The 17,265-nt window shown below is 61.6% G+C and carries 16 protein-coding genes; 7 read left to right on the forward strand and 9 right to left on the reverse strand.

Annotation, left to right across the window (positions count from 1 at the left end; all coding sequences use genetic code 11):
* Positions 1-28 precede the first annotated feature (28 nt).
* The gene (locus B097_RS0102860; RefSeq protein ID WP_018581034.1) at positions 29-1,174 is read left to right on the forward strand and encodes a Na/Pi symporter; all 1,146 of its coding nucleotides are present in this window, start codon (positions 29-31) and stop codon (positions 1,172-1,174) included.
* Between the two features lie 37 nt (positions 1,175-1,211).
* On the opposite strand, the gene B097_RS0102865 is transcribed toward B097_RS0102860, so the two are convergent.
* Genes B097_RS0102865 through B097_RS0102875 form a run of 3 tightly spaced genes read right to left on the reverse strand, consistent with a single transcriptional unit; the run spans position 1,212 to position 3,339 of the window.
* Positions 1,212-1,946 carry an ABC transporter permease gene (locus tag B097_RS0102865; protein ID WP_018581035.1) on the reverse strand — a complete coding sequence of 245 codons (735 nt, stop codon included), beginning with the start codon at positions 1,944-1,946 and terminating at the stop codon, positions 1,212-1,214.
* On the reverse strand, positions 1,947-2,879 hold the full coding sequence (locus B097_RS0102870) for an ABC transporter ATP-binding protein (protein ID WP_018581036.1): 933 nt from the start codon (positions 2,877-2,879) through the stop codon (positions 1,947-1,949).
* Positions 2,872-3,339 carry an NUDIX domain-containing protein gene (locus B097_RS0102875; protein WP_018581037.1) on the reverse strand — a complete coding sequence of 156 codons (468 nt, stop codon included), beginning with the start codon at positions 3,337-3,339 and terminating at the stop codon, positions 2,872-2,874. The genes B097_RS0102870 and B097_RS0102875 overlap by 8 nt, the downstream gene beginning before the upstream one ends.
* Before the next feature lie 81 nt (positions 3,340-3,420).
* Here B097_RS0102875 and B097_RS0102880 point away from each other — a divergent pair, with 81 nt between their 5' ends.
* The 4 genes from B097_RS0102880 (at position 3,421) to B097_RS0102895 (ending at position 9,453) form a co-directional block, all read left to right on the forward strand.
* A complete protein-coding gene (locus B097_RS0102880) occupies positions 3,421-4,932 on the forward strand; it encodes a GlnX family signal transduction membrane protein (protein WP_018581038.1) in 1,512 nt (503 codons plus the stop codon).
* Positions 4,932-5,918 carry a glutamate ABC transporter substrate-binding protein gene (locus B097_RS0102885; RefSeq protein WP_018581039.1) on the forward strand — a complete coding sequence of 329 codons (987 nt, stop codon included), beginning with the start codon at positions 4,932-4,934 and terminating at the stop codon, positions 5,916-5,918. The genes B097_RS0102880 and B097_RS0102885 overlap by 1 nt, the downstream gene beginning before the upstream one ends.
* On the forward strand, positions 5,911-8,286 hold the full coding sequence (locus tag B097_RS0102890) for a serine/threonine protein kinase (RefSeq protein ID WP_018581040.1): 2,376 nt from the start codon (positions 5,911-5,913) through the stop codon (positions 8,284-8,286). Before B097_RS0102885 ends, B097_RS0102890 begins: the two co-directional genes overlap by 8 nt.
* A 228-nt stretch (positions 8,287-8,514) precedes the next feature.
* On the forward strand, positions 8,515-9,453 hold the full coding sequence (locus tag B097_RS0102895; RefSeq protein WP_018581041.1) for a type IV toxin-antitoxin system AbiEi family antitoxin domain-containing protein: 939 nt from the start codon (positions 8,515-8,517) through the stop codon (positions 9,451-9,453).
* A gap of 134 nt (positions 9,454-9,587) precedes the next feature.
* Here B097_RS0102895 and B097_RS0102900 read toward each other — a convergent pair whose 3' ends face one another.
* Complete coding sequence (locus tag B097_RS0102900) at positions 9,588-10,784, reverse strand: acetate kinase (protein ID WP_018581042.1); 1,197 nt, start codon at positions 10,782-10,784, stop codon at positions 9,588-9,590.
* Positions 10,784-12,160, reverse strand: a complete 1,377-nt coding sequence (pta, locus tag B097_RS0102905; RefSeq protein ID WP_018581043.1) for a phosphate acetyltransferase — start codon at positions 12,158-12,160, stop codon at positions 10,784-10,786. The genes B097_RS0102900 and pta overlap by 1 nt, the downstream gene beginning before the upstream one ends.
* A 173-nt stretch (positions 12,161-12,333) precedes the next feature.
* Between pta and B097_RS0102910 the strand changes: the two genes are divergently transcribed.
* Positions 12,334-13,695 (forward strand): FAD-dependent oxidoreductase, encoded by a 1,362-nt coding sequence (locus B097_RS0102910; RefSeq protein ID WP_018581044.1) that lies wholly within the window; start codon positions 12,334-12,336, stop codon positions 13,693-13,695.
* Positions 13,696-13,713: 18 nt separating this feature from the next.
* Positions 13,714-14,208 carry a GNAT family N-acetyltransferase gene (locus tag B097_RS0102915; RefSeq protein ID WP_018581045.1) on the forward strand — a complete coding sequence of 165 codons (495 nt, stop codon included), beginning with the start codon at positions 13,714-13,716 and terminating at the stop codon, positions 14,206-14,208.
* Between the two features lie 308 nt (positions 14,209-14,516).
* On the opposite strand, the gene B097_RS13075 is transcribed toward B097_RS0102915, so the two are convergent.
* The 4 genes from B097_RS13075 to purT are packed head-to-tail and all read right to left on the reverse strand — an operon-like array spanning position 14,517 to position 17,183.
* Positions 14,517-14,828 (reverse strand): PIN domain-containing protein, encoded by a 312-nt coding sequence (locus B097_RS13075; protein WP_018581047.1) that lies wholly within the window; start codon positions 14,826-14,828, stop codon positions 14,517-14,519.
* Positions 14,828-15,580 (reverse strand): ImmA/IrrE family metallo-endopeptidase, encoded by a 753-nt coding sequence (locus B097_RS12360; protein ID WP_018581048.1) that lies wholly within the window; start codon positions 15,578-15,580, stop codon positions 14,828-14,830. Before B097_RS12360 ends, B097_RS13075 begins: the two co-directional genes overlap by 1 nt.
* Before the next feature lie 24 nt (positions 15,581-15,604).
* A complete protein-coding gene (locus B097_RS13870) occupies positions 15,605-15,922 on the reverse strand; it encodes a helix-turn-helix domain-containing protein (protein WP_048402725.1) in 318 nt (105 codons plus the stop codon).
* 58 nt (positions 15,923-15,980) lie between these two features.
* A complete protein-coding gene (purT, locus tag B097_RS0102935; protein ID WP_115324625.1) occupies positions 15,981-17,183 on the reverse strand; it encodes a formate-dependent phosphoribosylglycinamide formyltransferase in 1,203 nt (400 codons plus the stop codon).
* Positions 17,184-17,265: the final 82 nt, after the last annotated feature.

The following is a 17,265-nucleotide window of genomic DNA, read 5'->3' on the forward strand; positions in this document are numbered from 1 at the left end:
CTTAGAACCAGCCCAGAAAGGAGCGCCAGTGACCACCAGCTTTCGCGGCCCCGGCACCATCTCCACGGTGTTCCCCCTGGAGGAAGGTACTGACCGGGTCGCGCTGTCCACCGCCGGCAAAGCGGTGCGCATCGCTGTGGTGGTGGTCGCCGTCTTCCTTCTGGTGCTGTCGGTCTACCTGGTGGCTTTGGGTGTTAATGAGCTAAGCGCAACCCGCGCGCAGCGCATGTTTGATTTCGCCGGCCACCCCATCGTTGCCCTTGCCGTGGGTGTCTTGGCGACGGCGCTGGTGCAGTCTTCGTCGACGGTGACTACTTTCACGGTTGCCGCCGTGGCCACGGGCGCCCTGGACCTGTCCTCGGCGATCCCGCTGATCCTGGGCGCGAATATCGGCACCACCATTACCCCGCTGCTGATTTCTTTTTCCTACGTTCGTGACAAAGACGCTTTTCGACGAGCGCATGCCACCGCAGCCTTGCACTTCTGGTTCAACGCGATAGGCGTGGCACTGGTGTTCCCGCTGGAATACTTCTTCGGCCCAGCGCGGCGCCTGCTGCCGGAGATTTCGCTTCCCGACGAGCAACTGTGGTTCGGGCCCGTCTTCGAAATCGCCACCATCCTCCCCGTCTATGGCGGCTGGGCAATTCTTGCGGGCGTTGTTCTTTTGATCGTGAGTATCCACCTGATCGACAGGCAGTTGAAGCACCTGCTCACCCCGCTTGCCTGGCGCGTGTTAGGGCATACCTCTCACCGCAGCGCGCTGGCTGGTTTCGGTGGCGGTCTCATGCTGACGCTGCTCATTCAGGCGTCCTCGGCGACAGTGTCCGCCACTTTGCCTTTTGCCACCGCCAAGCTTGCCGATGCTCGCGGCTACCTGGCCATCATCACCGGCGCCAACGTAGGCACCACGTTCATCGCGGTGCTGGCCGCCTTTGCCACCCCTGGCGACTTCTCCGCGATCGCCCTGCAGGCCGCCCTCGTCCACGTGCTGTTCAACGTTGCGGGCGCCATCACAGTGGCAATCATCAGCCCCCTGCGCCACCTGATCTACCGCTTGGCCGAATACCAGGGCCAGCAAGCCCAGCGTTCCGCGTGGTCCGCGGCGGCGTTCATCGCGGTAATCTGGTTCGCGCTGCCAGCGCTGTGCATGCTGGCTTATACCATCACGCACTAGCATCGATTATGTTTGCAGCGAAGGCTTGCCTTCGCTGTTAAGCGTCGCGCTTTTCCAGCATGAAGATGCCGATGATCCAGAAGACCACGGCGAAGGCGGAGAAGATACCCAGGGAGGCCCACACGCCCCAGTCCGGCCCGGGCGAGTCCATCATGAACCGGCTGAGGTTGTGGAAGGGAGCATACTTGTAGATGTCACTACCCACCCGCGGGATGAGGTTGAGCATGCCCTCGAGGATCAGCCACCACACAAGAACCAGGGAAACTGCGCCGGCTGTCTGGCGGACGATCCAACCGATGCCCTGGCAGAACACAATCGCGATCGCTACTGCCAGCGGGAATGCCCACAGGTTGCGCAGCGCGGCGTCATTATTCGTCCAGTCGCCAGGATTTGTGGCCACCATGTCGCCGATGGTGTAGGAAAGGACCAGGGTGATGAAGGTCAGCACCACCGCGATGATCACATAGAGCAACAGCTTTGCTACCGCCACTTCCCAGCGATTCGGGGTGACCTGGTAGTTCGTCCCCGAAATCTTGAAACGGTATTCGGTAGTGACCATCATGATCGCCTGGATCATCACCACGGCCAGGGAAAAGGTATAGAACCCAGAGCCGACCAAGCTCACATCATAGGCCGGCGCCTCAGCGCTATCGAGCGCTGCGAAAAGAACGGTCCAGCCGATCGTGAACGCCAAGATCAGCCCAGTGGTCCACCAGAATGACGCCGTAGTGCGCAGCTTCGTAAACTCCGCCAACATATTTCGCACGATCATTTACTTGGCCTCCTCGCCGATATTTCCCTGGTACTGGACCGCATCCTCGGTGGTCTGCAAGAACGCGTCCTCCAGCGAAGCCTGACGCTCCGCCAGCTCCGCCAGCATCACGCCGGTGGAATAGGCCAACGCGCCGATGTCGTCGGAACTGTAATCGGCGATCTCCAAGGTGGGACGGCCGTCGTCGTCCTGCGCCTCAGCAAAAGGAATGCCTTCTGCGCCGAGGGCCTGCTTGAATTCCTCGAAGTGCTGGGTGCGCACCACGGTGGTCACTGTGGAGTGGTCCTTGATGAATTCGCGCACTGTGGTGTCGGCGACCAGCTCGCCGCGGCCGATGACCACCAAGTCCTCGGCGGTCAGGGCCATCTCACTGAGCAGGTGGGAGGACACCAGCACGGTGCGCCCCTCCTTCGCTAGGGACTGCAGTAGGCCGCGGACCCAGCGGATGCCTTCTGGGTCGAGCCCGTTCACCGGCTCATCCAGGATGAGGATCTCCGGGTCCCCCAACAGTGCTGCCGCCAGACCAAGGCGCTGGCCCATGCCCAGGGAGAAGCCGCCGGCCTTCTTGTCAGCTACCTCTGTCAGTCCGACCAGGCCGAGGACCTCGTCGACACGCGAGGTGCTAATCCCCGACGCCTGCGCCATCCACAGCAGGTGGTTGCGGGCGGAGCGATTGGGGTGGGTGGCCTTCGCATCGAGGAGAGCGCCCACGGTATTCAGTGGGTTGCGTAGCTCACGATACTTTTTGCCGTTGATGGTGGCGGTGCCTGCGGTGGGGGCGTCGAGCCCCAGGATCATCCGCATGGTGGTGGATTTACCTGCACCGTTGGGGCCGAGGAAGCCAGTGACCGCACCTGGATTGACATCAAAAGTGAGGTCGTTGACTGCCAGGACCTGCCCATACTGCTTTGTCAGGCCACGAATCTCAATCATGCGTACCAGCGTGCCACAAAACTTGCTCCAGTGAGCGTTCAAACGCAGGCAACAGGGGCAATTCGGTGATATTTTCCAGGTCAACCCAACGCAGTTCCAAGGATTCTTCGTTGGGATTCGTCGGGATGTGTTCGTCGTCACGCGTCCGTGCCATGACCGTGGTGTAGCTCCACCCGGACTCAAAAGGCCCGGCCGTGATTAGCTCACCCGTCACGCGCACCAGGTCCGGGTCCAGGGCTGTCTCCTCGATCGCCTCGCGCAGGGCCGCATCAACGGCGGTCTCGTGACTATCGCGCGCCCCGCCCGGCAGCGCCCACGTACCCCCGTTGGCGGTCCACTCCGCCCGGTGCTGTAACAATACGGTGCGACCTGCCTGCAGGAAGAGGCCCGCGGCACCGTAACGCCCCCACAGCCGCGTGCCACCCGGACCTTCAAGCCAACCATTGCCGTCACCTATCATGTTTTCCAGACTAGCCTTAAACCACAAAGGGTAGAAACCTCTCAGTAGTCAACACGGTTCGGGTCACGTTAAGGTACTTATATGAGGCGCAGCACACCAGACTCAGCGTCGAGCTCCACGTATGGGTTCGACGACGCTGCCGCCGCCATGCCTGATCGCCTGGATCACACTGATCACGCAGTGCTTGACGACGAAGGCCATGCACTCGACGCTGGCGAGGACGCCTGGCTGGACCGGATCCATGACCGCCCGCAGCGCAAATCCTGGAAAGATCGGCTCGGTGAATCTTTCACGGTGCCCGCACACTGGGCCCGACGCACCTGGTCATTCATGTCCACCACACCGGGCACCATGGTGGCCATCACCGTGTTATTGACGCTGGCGCTATTTGCCGCGGGCACCGCGATGTCCCAATCCTCCGCCGCGCGCCAGAACTCCCTGGACACGCTGGTCAACGCCACCGAGCCGATGAGTCACTCCACCCACGTGCTGTATACCTCCCTCTCGCAGGCGAACACGATGGCCACCACCAGTTTCGTGGGCACTGGCGTGGAGACCCCGGAGGAACGCGCCGTGTACACCGCGGCCATTGATCGCTCGGTGCTGGCGGCGACGATGGTGCTGGCCAACGCCGCGGATTCCAATATTGAAGAGACCGAAGAAGTTCAGACGCTGGTCACCGATATCCAGCGCCAGCTGCTCACCTACACCGGAATGATTGAGACGGCGCGCACCAACAACCGCCTGGGTAACCCTGTGGGCGCGGCCTACATGTCGGACGCCTCCGCCCTGATGGGCGATCAGCTCCTCCCCCAGGCCTCCCGCCTGTTCGATATCACCCGCGGCCAAGTCTCCACTGAACAGCGCCGCCTGGCGTTTCCGCAGCTCTTCCCACTCTCAGGCCTGTTGGCCGCCATCTTCTTCCTGATACTCGCGCAGATCTGGTTGGCACGCACCACCCATCGTCGCCTGAACAAAGGCTTCCTCACAGCCACCGCCCTAATGAGCGTGGCAGCGCTGTGGGTCATCGCCTCTAATTACGGCGCGTGGGTGGCCGGCAACCGCGGCTTCGAGGAGGCTGCTCAGCCCTGGGACGAGCTGACCACAAGCCGGATCGCCGCCCAGCAGACGCGTACCGACGAGACCCTGGCCCTGGTGCGACGCACCTCTGTCGATGAGAACGCGAAGTCCTTCGTGGACACCTACACCGCCGTCGCCCAGGCGCTGGACAACGCAGAGAACGACCAGAACACCAACGTGATCCGCGTTGCCCGCACCAGCCTGGACGATTGGAAGGCGGCCCACGGTCGCCTCGGTGAAGCCATGGACAACGGCGCTTACGACGAGGCCGTCTACATCGCCACCAGCGAAGTATCCGCCCCCAACGAAGAACCCACCGCCGCCCAGGCCTACCAGCGCCTCGATGCGGTCATGGCCGAACTGATCAATAAGTCCCGCGAGACAATGCGCACCTTCATCAACGACGGCCTTGCCGCCACCAACCTGGTGGCCGCCTCGGTGCTGGTGCTGTCGCTGTTGTCTATCGTGGCGATCTGGTTGGGCATCCGCCCCCGAATTCAGGAGTACATGTGATGCGCCGGCTCATGGGTTTGACAGTGACAACGGCCGCGCTGGCCTCGTCGTTAAGCGCGTGCACCACCGACGCCCCGACCGCGCCACCCGAGCCACCGCCTGTACACCGGGCGGGGCCGCCGCTGCCTGCAGGTTCGACGATCGAGCCGGCCGACACCGAGCCTGTCGAGCCGGACTCAGCAGAGGAACCCTACGGCTCCCTGCGCCCCGACGACGCCACCCCAGAGGAACGCGTGCCGGAGGTCTATCAGCGCGGGCGCCTCATCGTGGGCGTGGACCAATCGCAGTACCTGCTCAGTTTCCGTGACCCCGTCACCGGGGACCTGGGTGGTTTCGAGGTGGATCTGGCCCGCGAGATCGCCGCCGACATTTTCGGGCCGAACCAGCCGGTCGATTTCCGCTTCGTGGACTCGGCGGATCGCGCGAAGGCTCTGCAAGAGGGGCGGGTGGATATTGTGATTCGCACGATGACCATCACGCGTGACCGTCAGGAGGTCGTCGACTTTTCCACCCCGTACCTGGACGCGAATATGCGCCTGCTGGTGCCGCGCGGATCTGGGCTGGCCACGGTGGATTCCATCGGGGACGGGGTGCTGTGCGTGGCCGACGGCTCCACCACCGTCAACGTGGCCCGCGCGGTCGCACCGGACGCCCGCCTGCTGCTCACGACGAAATGGGCCGACTGTCTGCTAGCGATCCAGCAGTTCCAGGCCGACGCCGTGCTTGCCGACGACACCATCCTCTCCGGCATGGCCGCCCAAGACCCCTCCACCGACATCGTGTCCATGCCCCTGCGCCAGGAAGCCTACGGGGTGGGCGTGAAAAAGGGCGACGACGGCATGGTCCGCCAGGTCAACTCCACCCTGGAGCGCCTGCGCACCGACGGCACCTGGTGGGAGATGTATGAGAAATGGTTCGGCCCCTACCTAAATTCCCAGGGGCCACCGCAGTTGCACTACCGGGAGGAGGAACCCGCCGATGAATGACACACCGACCAGCGGCGAAGAGCACGGCACCGAGGCGGTTGCGTTCAACCCCTTTGCCGACGAGGAACCCGGCACCGCAGCCGTCGCCTTTGACCCTTTTGCCGACGACGATGAGGACGACGAGTACGACGATCTTGGCGACCTCTCCCACCTGCTCAAAGACCTGGACTCCCTGCGGGATTCGCAGGCTGAACAGCAGCAGGAGGATACGTCGACACGCTCTCGTCGACAAGCACTGTCCACCTTCAGGTCCCGGCGCGGCACCCGGCGCACCTCCCGCACCGTGGCCGACGGCATGGTCGAGCTGCCGTGGGTGCCGCCGACGAAGCCGACCGACGCGCTGAAAGACCCGAAGAAGGCGCAGGAAGACAAGGGGATCCCCGCGCCGCAGCTGCAGCCTGGCGACATGGTGGCTGGCCAGTACGAGGTGCTCGGTGTGATCGCGCACGGTGGCATGGGTTGGATCTACCTGGCAGAGGACCATTTTGTGTCGGAACGCGTGGTGGTGCTGAAGGGGATGCAGGCGGAGAAGTCGGCGGATGAGACCGCGGCCGCGGAGGCGGAGCGCGAGTTTCTGGCTGATATTACGCACCCGGGGATCGTGAAGATTTTCAACTTCATTGACGATCCGCGCGTGCCCGGCGGCTTCATCGTCATGGAATTCGTCGGCGGCCCCTCCCTGCGTGTGCGCCGCAACGCCTCAGATAAGGGCGTGTTGCCCATCGATGTGGCCATCGCCTACATCCTCGAAGTGCTGCCCGCGCTGGACTATCTGCACTCGCGCGGCGTGGTCTATAACGACCTCAAGCCGGACAACATCATCGTCACCGAAGACCAGGTAAAACTGATTGACCTGGGCGCGGTCAGCGGCATCGGCGCCTACGGCTTCATCTACGGCACCAAAGGTTTCCAAGCACCCGAGGTGGCCACCGAGGGCCCCTCGATCGCCTCCGATATTTACACCATCGGCCGCACCCTGGCCGCGCTCACCGTGAACCTGCCCCAAGACAATGGGATCTACCAGCAAGGACTGCCCTCGCCGACGACAGAACCCACATTCCGCCGCTACCTCTCCTTCTACAGGTTCCTCCAACGCTGCTGCCACCCCGACCCGAAGCGCAGGTTCTCGTCGATAAGCGAGCTGGAACCGCAACTCTTTGGCGTCTTGCGCGAGGTCATCGCCCTGCGCGACGGCATCACCTACCCGGCGCAGCACTCGCTGTTCTCGCCGCAACGTACCACCTTCGGCACCAAACACCTGGTGTTTCGCACGGACCAGCTGCTCGACGGCATCGACCGCACCGTGGAAATCACCGCGCAAGAAGTGGTCACCGCCCTGCCGACGCCGCTGATCAACCGCGAAGACGTCGCCGCCCCCATGCTCTCCGGCTCCTCCTACGCCGAACCGCAGGAAACGCTGGAATCGCTGCGCCAGGCCATGCAGACCGCCGAGTACGAGCGCTCCGACGAAATTCCCTTCGCCGTGGTCCGAGCCATGCTCGAACTTGGGCTGACCATGCAAGCGCGCACCTGGCTGGCGTCGATGTCCGACCAGTTGTCGTCCAACTGGCGCTTCCAGTGGTACTCCGGGATCACCGAACTGCTTCTCGACGACTACTCCGCCGCCCAAGAATTCTTCGTCCGCGTCTTGGAGATTTTGCCTGGCGAGGCCGCCCCGAAACTGGCGATCGCCGCCGTCGACGAGCTGATGCTGCAAAGCCAAGGCATGACCGGCGAATCGCTTCTCGACGACGCTACCGCCCGCGCCACCTCCGGCATCACCTCCCACCTGGGAACCCTGGACCCCCAACGCTTCGAAGACCTCACCGCCGACTGGACCCACCGCACCCGCGACCCCATGGACCTGCGGTTTAACGCCATGCGCCTGTACTCCCTGGTGTGGCTGACCAACCCCACCACCGTCAGCTCCGCCTTCGGCCTGGCGCGGCAACTCATGGCCGAAGGGCAGGTAGAACTGGCCGTGATGGCGCTGGACAAGGTGCCGCAGAGCTCGCGCCACCACCGGATGGCCCAGCTCACCTCGATCCTGAATCTCATCGCCGACGACCTCACCGAATCCCGCATCCGGCGCGCCGCCCGACGCATGGACGACATCCCCGCCAATGAGCCCCGCTTCCTGCAAATCAAGATCGCCGTGCTCAACGCGGGCCTGAACTTCCTGCGCGACGCGGGCGTGGACTCCGCCGCCTCCCCCAACCCCCTCTTCGAGTTTGACTTCACCCAGAACGGGCTGCGCTACGGCCTGGCCTATACCCTGCGCCAACAGGCCCGTCTCTCCCCTTATCCCCGCCATAGGTATGCGCTGGTGGACATGGCGAACCAGGTCCGGCCCACCACCTGGTTCTAGCCTGGCCATCCTGCACCAGATCCCTCCCCCTGCGACCTGGGCCTTTGTTTCCGATCGGTGCCAGATGGCGCCATCTGGCACCGCTGCCAAATAAAACCGCAGGTCACGCGCCCCCTGACCTGGTGCAAGATTGCCCCTTTTTCTTATCCCGCGACACATCAGGCTCCGCGGGTTACACTAATCCACGTCCGGGGAGGGACATTCACAATTTCACAACAGGGGGGCCTGATGAAAAAGTATTCTTTCTACAACGCGTCACAACTGCGCGCGCAGCTCGGGATCAGCAAGAACCAATTCCACCGCATGCTCGAGGCCGGGGAGATCACCCGCGTCGACAAGCACATCTATGTCGCGGCGCGCCTCACACCGGCCGAGGCGGCCTGGCAGTTCCAGTGGAGAAACGAAAGCTATCCACTCACGGGACCGTCCGCGATGGCACTTTACGACGACAAACCGCTCCAACTACCACTCCACTTCCAAATACCTCGCACCAAGCGCGCCCGGGACAATGACTGGATGGTCACCACCCGCAGGGCCCGCCAGAACGACCACGTCCGAAAAGGTCTACGCGTGGTGCCTCCGGTGGTGGCAGCCGCGGACGCCCTGGGCTTCGTCGATAAGAAAGACGTCAGGGCCTTTCTGCAACGCAACTATGGCAAGCGCGGGGGCAAGGCGCTACTCAGCGAGGACCTTGAGATTCTCTACCGGGTACCGGAGGAACTCCAGGACATTCTGTCCAATACGGCACTAGGTACCGATAGCCGGCTAGAGAGCAGATTCTGGGCGTACCTGAAGGAGGCGGGCCTTGACTTCGACCATAATGTCTACCTCAATGGGTACATGTGGGATTTTGTGGCCTGCTGTTGCGCGCGCTTCCGGATCGAGATCGGTGCTTTCGATTTCCACCGCGACACCAGCAGCCATTCAGGCTGGCAGAATTACATCCGCGATGTGTGGAAGATGAACTGGGCCGTGCTCAACGGGGTGATTGTCTTGCAGTTCACAGCGAAGTGCATCGACTTGGAGCCGGAGAAGTGCGTCGAGGTAGTCAAGCAGGCTCTTGAGTGGCATCGCAACCCTGCTTCGAAGAGGCCGTCTTGGGCTTTGCCATGGAACTGGCATAAGGGGCTTCGCGACGAGTACTCGGCGTACTGGACCCGTTGGTAGGGGCCATCTTGCACCAGGTCCCTACCCCGCTGACCATGGGCTTTGGATTCCAGCGGTGCGAGATGGCGCCATCTGGCACCGCTGCCAAATAAACCCGCAGGTCACGCGCACCATGACCTGGTGCAGGATTGCTGCTAGGCGAACTTGATCGCCTTCTGCGCGATCGCGAGCTCCTCGTTAGTGGGGATCACGAAGACGCGCACGGTGGAATCGTCCGTGGAGATCTGGCGCGCCTCGTCGCCACGCGCCTCATTGCGCTCATGGTCGACCTTGATGCCGTAGTGCTGCAGGCCGGCTAGTGCGTCACGACGAACGCGGTGGTCGTTTTCGCCGACACCCGCGGTGAAGGTGATCGCATCAACGCGACCCAGCGCGATCATGTAGGAGCCGAGCACGCGGCGCAGCTGGTGGATGTAGACGTTGTACGCAAGCCACGCGTTTTCGTCTTCGTCCTCTTCGATCATGCGGTGCAGGTCGCGGAAGTCATTGACACCCGACAAACCTTTCACGCCAGATTTGCGGTTGAGCAGGTCGTCGATCTCATCGATAGACATGCCACCGTTGCGGGCGAGGTGGAAGATGATGCCCGGATCGATGTCGCCACTGCGGGTGCCCATGACCAGGCCGGCCAGTGGGGTCAGGCCCATCGAGGTATCGATCGGGTACCCGTTCTTGATCGCGGACGCGGAAGCGCCGTTGCCCAAGTGAAGGACGATCTGGTTGCATGCCGCAGCGGGGCGGTCCAGCAGTGGCGGAACCTGTTCAGAGATGAACTCGTGGCTGGTGCCGTGGAAGCCGTAGCGGCGGACGTGGTTTTGAGTGGCCACTTCGGCGTTGATGGCATAAATCGCTGCAGCTGGTGGCAGGTCGCGGAAGAAGCCTGTGTCGAAGACGGCGACGTGGGGGATGTCCGGAAGGATCTGGCGGGCCACTTCGATGCCGTCGATGTTCGCGGGGTTGTGGAGTGGCGCCAGTGGGATCAGGTCCCGGATCATGTCGACGACCTGGTCGTTGATCAGTTCTGGGGCGGAAAACACCATGCCGCCGTGGACCACGCGGTGGCCGACCGCGGTGATGTCTACCTGGGTGGGGCCGCAGCCAAGTTCCTCAAGCAGCTTCATGGAGGCTTCTAGGCCGACGGTGTGGTTCGGGATCGGCTGCTGGATAGCGTGCTTTTCGCCGTTATGCTTCACCGTCAGGCGGCCCTGGGGCTCCCCGATCTGTTCGACGACACCGGAGACGAAGGGGTCGTCGGAAGCTGCGGCTGAAGGGTCCACGATCTGGAATTTGATCGAGGAGGAGCCGGAGTTAATCACAAGTGCATATGCCATTAGTTCGAGCCTCCAGCCTGGATCGCGGTGATAGCCACGGTATTCACGATGTCGGGCACGGTCGCACCGCGCGAGAGGTCATTGACCGGCTTGTTCAGGCCCTGCAGGATCGGGCCGACGGCCAGCGCGCCACCGGTACGCTGAGCGGTCTTGTAGCCGATATTGCCTGCCTCCAGGTCGGGGAACACGAACACGTTGGCGTGGCCTGCCACTGGGGAATCTGGCATCTTGCGCTCCGCAACACCTGGGTCGCAGGCAGCGTCGAACTGCAGCGGGCCATCCACAGCCACATCGGGGTTGAGTTCGCGTGCCTTCTCCAGGGCCGCAACGGCGCGTTCGACGTCCGGGCCTGCACCTGAAGCACCGGTGGAGTACGACAGGAGCGCGACCTTCGGGTCGATACCGAACTGCGAGGCGGTCCGGGCCGAGACCACAGCGATCTCACCCAACTGGTCCGCGGTCGGGTTCGGGTTCACGGCACAGTCGCCGAATGCCCAGAGGCGGTCGCGCATCACCATCAGGAAGATCGAGGAAACCACCGACGCATCCGGGGTGGTCTTGATCACCTGGAGGGCCGGGCGCAGCGTGGCGGCAGTGGTGTTCACGGCACCGGAGACCATGCCGTCGGCCAGGCCTTCCTGCACCATCATCACGCCGAAGTAGGAAACATCTTCCACGGTCTTGCGGGCATCTTCCTCCGAGATGCCCTTGTGCTTGCGCAGCTCATAGAACGCGGCAGCAAACTGGTCCAGCAGCTCCGAGTTCTTGTAATCCAGAAGCGTTGCCTTAGACAGATCCAAGCTGAGCTCGTCGGCACGCGCCTGCATCGCCGCCGGATCCCCCAGGATGGTGATCTTGGCGATGCCCTGGCGCAGCAACTGATCGGCCGCGGTGAGGATGCGGTCATCTTCGCCCTCGGGCAGAACGATGTGAGAACCTGCGGCCTTGGCGCGCTCCAGCAGCTGGGCTTCGAAGACCGGCTCAGAGACGACCTCCGGAGCATGGGTGTTCAGGGCTGCGGCCAAGCGATCGTCGTCAAGCAACTGATCTGCGGTCACCGTGTCCGCGACGACTGCCCCCAGCTCGGCGGCGCGCTTTGCGGCCAGGGCGGCGCGGCGCTCATCGCCATCGGTGACCATGACCAGAGGGATCCCCAGCGCTGCCGCGGCATCGCCGTCGAAGGTTAAACTGCCCGTGCCGACGACGAGGGCGGGGCCATCGGCGAGCGGCTGGGCAGCATAAATCTCCCCCACAGAATCGTTAAAGTCATAGAGGCGAACCAGGTTCAGATCGTGCTTCTGAGCCAGTTCTTCGAGGTCAATGCCATCAAAGTTGCGGTTGATTACGGTGATCAATGCTGATCGCTTTTCTGCCATGGGCCTTACCTTTCGTCGTGTGTTCTCACTCTGGAAAGTTCTTCGCCCTATTCTAGCTATAAACGGTGGTGCAGACATGACCGTTTCGACGGCCACATTCGGCCATCATTGCAGCACCCTATACACTGGTCTGCAGAAATCAGATTTAGAACACATTAATGTAAAGGAATTGCATGAGTACTCCGCTTCGCGTTGCAGTCGTCGGCTCCGGCCCAGCCGGAATTTACGCCTCTGACCTGCTTGTTAAGTCCGATGTTGATGTCCAGGTTGACCTGTTTGAGCGCATGCCGGCTCCCTTCGGCCTGATCCGCTACGGCGTGGCACCTGACCACCCGCGCATTAAGGGCATCATCAAGAGCCTGCACAACGTGCTGGACCGCGAAGAGATCCGCCTGATTGGCAACGTGGAGATCGGCAAGGATGTCACCGTCGATGAGCTGCGCGACTTCTATGACGCCATCGTGTTCGCTACCGGCGCCACCGCCGATAAGGACCTGCCGATCCCCGGTGCGGACCTAGACGGCCACTTCGGCGCAGGCGAGTTCGTCGGCTTCTACGACGGCAACCCGAACTTCACCCGCGACTGGGACCTATCCGCGGAGAAGGTCGCCGTCGTCGGCGTGGGCAACGTGGCCCTGGATATTGCGCGCATCTTGGCGAAGACCGCCGACGAGCTCAAGGTCACCGAGATCCCCGACAACGTCTACGACAACCTGTCGAAGAACGCCGCGAAGGAAGTGCACATCTTCGGCCGCCGCGGCCCCGCACAGGCGAAGTTCACCCCGCAGGAGCTCAAGGAGCTGGACCAGTCTGACACCATCGAGGTCATCGTCGACCCCGAGGACATCGATTACGACGAGGCCAGCGTTAAGGCGCGCCGCGAAACCAAGGCCACCGACCTGGTCTGCCAGGTGCTCGAGGGCTACGCGATGCGCGACCCGAAGGAAGCGCCGCACAAGATTTATATCCACTTCTTCGAGTCCCCGGTGGAGATCCTGGGCGAAGACGGCAAGGTCGTCGGCTTCAAGACCGAGCGCACCGAGCTCGACGGCAACGGCGGCGTCAAGGGCACCGGCGAGTACAACACCTGGGATGTCCAGGCCGTGTACCGCGCTGTTGGCTACCGTCCGCAGGGCGTCGAGGGCGTGCCTTTCGACGATCAGAAGTCCGTCATGCCCAACGACAACGGCCACGTACTCACCGAGCCTGAGGGTGACATCGTCCCCGGCCTGTACACCACCGGCTGGATCAAGCGCGGCCCAGTGGGCCTGATCGGCAACACGAAGTCCGACGCGAAAGACACCACCGCGATGCTTCTCGACGATTACAAGGCCGGAAAGCTTGAGCAGGCCCAGAAGCGTGACCCGCAGGACATTCTCAACTTCTTGGAGGAGCGCGAGATCCCTGTGACCACGTGGGATGGCTGGTACAGCCTGGATGCTGCTGAGCGCAAGCTCGGCGAAGCTGAGGGCCGCGAGCGGAAGAAGATCGTGGAGTGGGCGGACATGGTGAAGCACGCCCACACGGAGCGCTAAACCGCTATCTTTAAGTGCATGAAACCACTCTTAACTGTCCTTCCCCTCACCGACCTTTCTCCTTTGGAGGTCCACGAGCTGTACAAGCTGCGCGTCGACGTGTTCGTGCATGAGCAGCAGACGCCCTATGCCGAGATCGATAACACCGATGCGCACCAGGACACCCGCCACGTCCTGGCGTGGCGCCGCGGTGGCACCGACAATGAGCTCATGGGCGTGGCCCGCGTTTTCCCCACCGATGATGCGATGGTGTTGGGGCGCCTCGTCGTCAAGCCTGAATTCCGTGGCACTGGGTTGTCGCAGCAGTTGATCCGCAGCGCGCTGACCTACGCCTTTGAGAATGAGCCAGGCAAGGACGTCACCCTGGAGGCCCAGGCGGAGCTGACTGGTTTTTATGGCGCGTTTGGGTTCGTGCCTGAGGGCGAGCTTTACGACGATACCGGCACCCCGCATCAGAAAATGCGGATGACGGCGGCGCAGCTCGCGCAGTATGTGCTCAAGGGTGCTTCTTAAAGGGTTTGAGCAAGTCAGTCTGTTCGAGGGGAACCAACCCATCGTCTAAGGGTTCTATCGCCTGATAGATGGTTCTCATTTGTTTCGAATCCGTAATTATTCCCCTCGTGGCTGCCTTGCTCAACACACTTAATGTGGACTCGAGCTGGACATCACCTGTGTCAGGGTGCATTATCCTTCGTCGCTTGAGTCGCTCAATTTGGATCCTAGCGAGCCTCCGAGCGCCCCTATCGTCGATTATGACCACGACTGAACCGCCGGCTTCTGCTCTCAACACCGCGTGTGTCAGCACCGCCAATTCTCCAGCATCATTCTCTCTGCCAGTTCTCTTGAAGTTGTGCACTAGAAATCATTTCAAGAATCTTGCGAAAGCCTTCGTCTTCAATATTGTCCTCAAGTACGGTGACCCAACCGGGAATCATTTTCCGAAGAGTGCTGTCAGCGCGCCGGAATCGTCGGGAGTCTTTCGCTGATTTTCTACTAATCTCAGCGATCACTGTTTCTGGAACATGAAGGCGCCCCACTACGGCGGTGAGAATTCTTTCGTGCCCAGCTGCAAGAAAATTCAGGCCTGGGCCAGCATCCATGATGACTCGCTCCGGCTCATTGTCCACTGCCACTAGAACGCATCTTCCCCGAGGTCACGCACTGTAATTCCTGCCTCATCAAAAATTTGTTCCATGTTCTGGGTTGTTTCACCCGCAAGTGCGGCCACACGGGCTAAAGGTACAATTCCTTCTTCATAACCTTGGATCGCTCTCGCCAGCAGTCTGCGAGGTGGCTTCGGCTGGTTCGATTCCTGTGCTTGGTCATCATATTCCTTTCTCCAGCCAAAGCGGGTTGCTAACTTCGGAGCAGAAAAACTTGCGAAATACTCGTATTCTTCGTTGCTAATCCGTCCGATACGTCTGAGCGCGATTGATGCCATTCTCGGCGACACTCGATACATTCGCACTACATGCGAGAAGTTCTCTAAAGGCAGCGGGCCGGCAGCGTCGTTGAATTCCTTTAAGCCCTCTTCCGGGATAAGCAGGTGCCTGGCAAAGCTGTCTGCTCTTTTTTCTGCGTAAGTTCGATCCCCCGCACCTTCTTTGAGATTAGCGTTGTGGTCGCGGAATAAAACGTGCGCGACTTCGTGTGCTAAATTGGTGCGCCACCGGAATGGATGCGGGGTGGTTTCGATAAGGATGTATCGATTGCCGGTTGCAGAATCGTAAGCAGAGATTCCGTGCTGATTTTGGACTGATCTGACGACCGCCACGTCAATCTGTAAACGTTGCTCAATGAAAGGCAGGAGAGCTGAGATCGGTTCATTCCCCAGGCCTTCTCTTAACTCTGCTGCCTTTTGCTTTGCTTCTTGTTCGTAATCCATAGCAATCCCCCAATGTGCGTTGGACTAAATAAAGTATGAGGTTAGCATGCGGTCAAGTTCTACGTACTCCGCAAGTTTCTCCTCCAGGTGTCTAATGTCTGAACCTCTTGAGGTTCGCGCAGCGCACTGAACGCCTTCAGGCAAACCTTCTTCTTTTAAGAAAAAGTAGATCGGCTGCCCCGTCGCTTCCGCAATCTGTCCTAATTCGTCAAGACTCGGGGTCTTCCTCCCATGAAGGATTCGGGAGATAGAGGGTTGACTAATCTCGGTGGCTTCCGCCAACGCAGATTGGCTCATGTTTGCGGTACTCATCGCAGTTTGTACACGGTTTGCTACCGTCATCTTCCTCACCTCCTGAATAGAACGTTAGAAACTATTCAACCAGCTTACGTAAGGGAAATCAAGGCCCGACCGTGATCGCGCGGTCAGCCGCTTCCGCCCTTTCGCGGGCCTGCTCGATCGTGTCGGCAGTAGAGACCACGATGCCCATGCGCCGGCCGCGGTAGCCGGTCGGCTTGCCGAAGAAGCGGACGTTCGTCTCTGGGATCTCCAGCGCATCGGCCACACCCCGGTAGCTCACGGTGTCCGTGTCTTCCAGAGCGTGCACGAACCTCCCCGCCCCCGGCGAGATCAGGGTGACGTCGATGGGCAGGCCCATGATGGCGCGCGCGTGGAGATCAAATTCGGAGAAGCGCTGGGTGGCCGTCGTGAGTGCGCCGGTGTCGTGTGGGCGCGGGCTTACCGACGAAAAATATACGTCGTCACCTGCGACAAATAGCTCCACACCGTAGACGCCTCGCCCGCCCATGGCGTTGGTGATGCGTGCCGCCATGGAGCGCGCGTTATCCATCGCACCTTCGCTCATTGGTGCGGGCTGCCAGAATTCCACCAGCCGGCCGTGGGAATAGCGTCTGCCCACTGGTTCGCAGAACCAGGTGGCTAGCTCGCCGGTGTTGGGGTCGATGGAGCGTACCGCGAGGATCGTCACCTCATAGTCAAAATCGACGAAGCGTTCCACCACCACTTGCGGGTCGATGGAGTCTGGCTCATATGCGTCGTGCCAGGCGCGCGCGATCTCGTCTGGGCTTTGGACCAGCGTGTGGCCCTGCCCGGAGGTAGAGACCGCCGGTTTCACGATGCATGGGAACCCGAGTTCCTCAGCTGCGTCTTCCGCCTCTTCCACGCTGGCCGCAAAGCGATAGGCGGTCGTCGGCAAGCCCAGCTCTTCTACCGCGACCCGGCGAATCCCCTCGCGCGAGACCGTCAGCTCACAGGCCTTGGCGGAAGGCACGACCACGGTGTGGCCGTCTTCCTCGGCGCGGCGCAGCGCCTCGGTCGCGACGGTTTCGATCTCCGGGACGATGAAGTCCGGCTGGATCTTCTCGATCAGCGTGTCCACCTGGTGCGGGTCGCAGACATCGGCGAGGTAGGAGAAGTGCGCTGACTGGTGCGCCGGCGCGTGCTCGTAGCGGTCGACGGCATGCACCTCCAGGCCAAGCCTCTGAAAAGCCAGGGTGAGTTCCTTGCCGATCTCGCCGCTGCCCAGAAGCAGAACTTTTGTGGCGTTCTCGGTCATAGGTGTACCAAGTGGTGAATTGCGCATATCCCGCATTATCCCATAGATAAACGATGACGCCGCCCGGCCCCCGTTGTACGCGGGTTCAAGCGGCGTCTGTGTGTTTCGT

Origin of the sequence: Corynebacterium pilosum DSM 20521 = CIP 103422 (assembly GCF_000373805.1) — a bacterium.
GTDB classification, from domain to species: Bacteria; Actinomycetota; Actinomycetes; order Mycobacteriales; family Mycobacteriaceae; genus Corynebacterium; species Corynebacterium pilosum.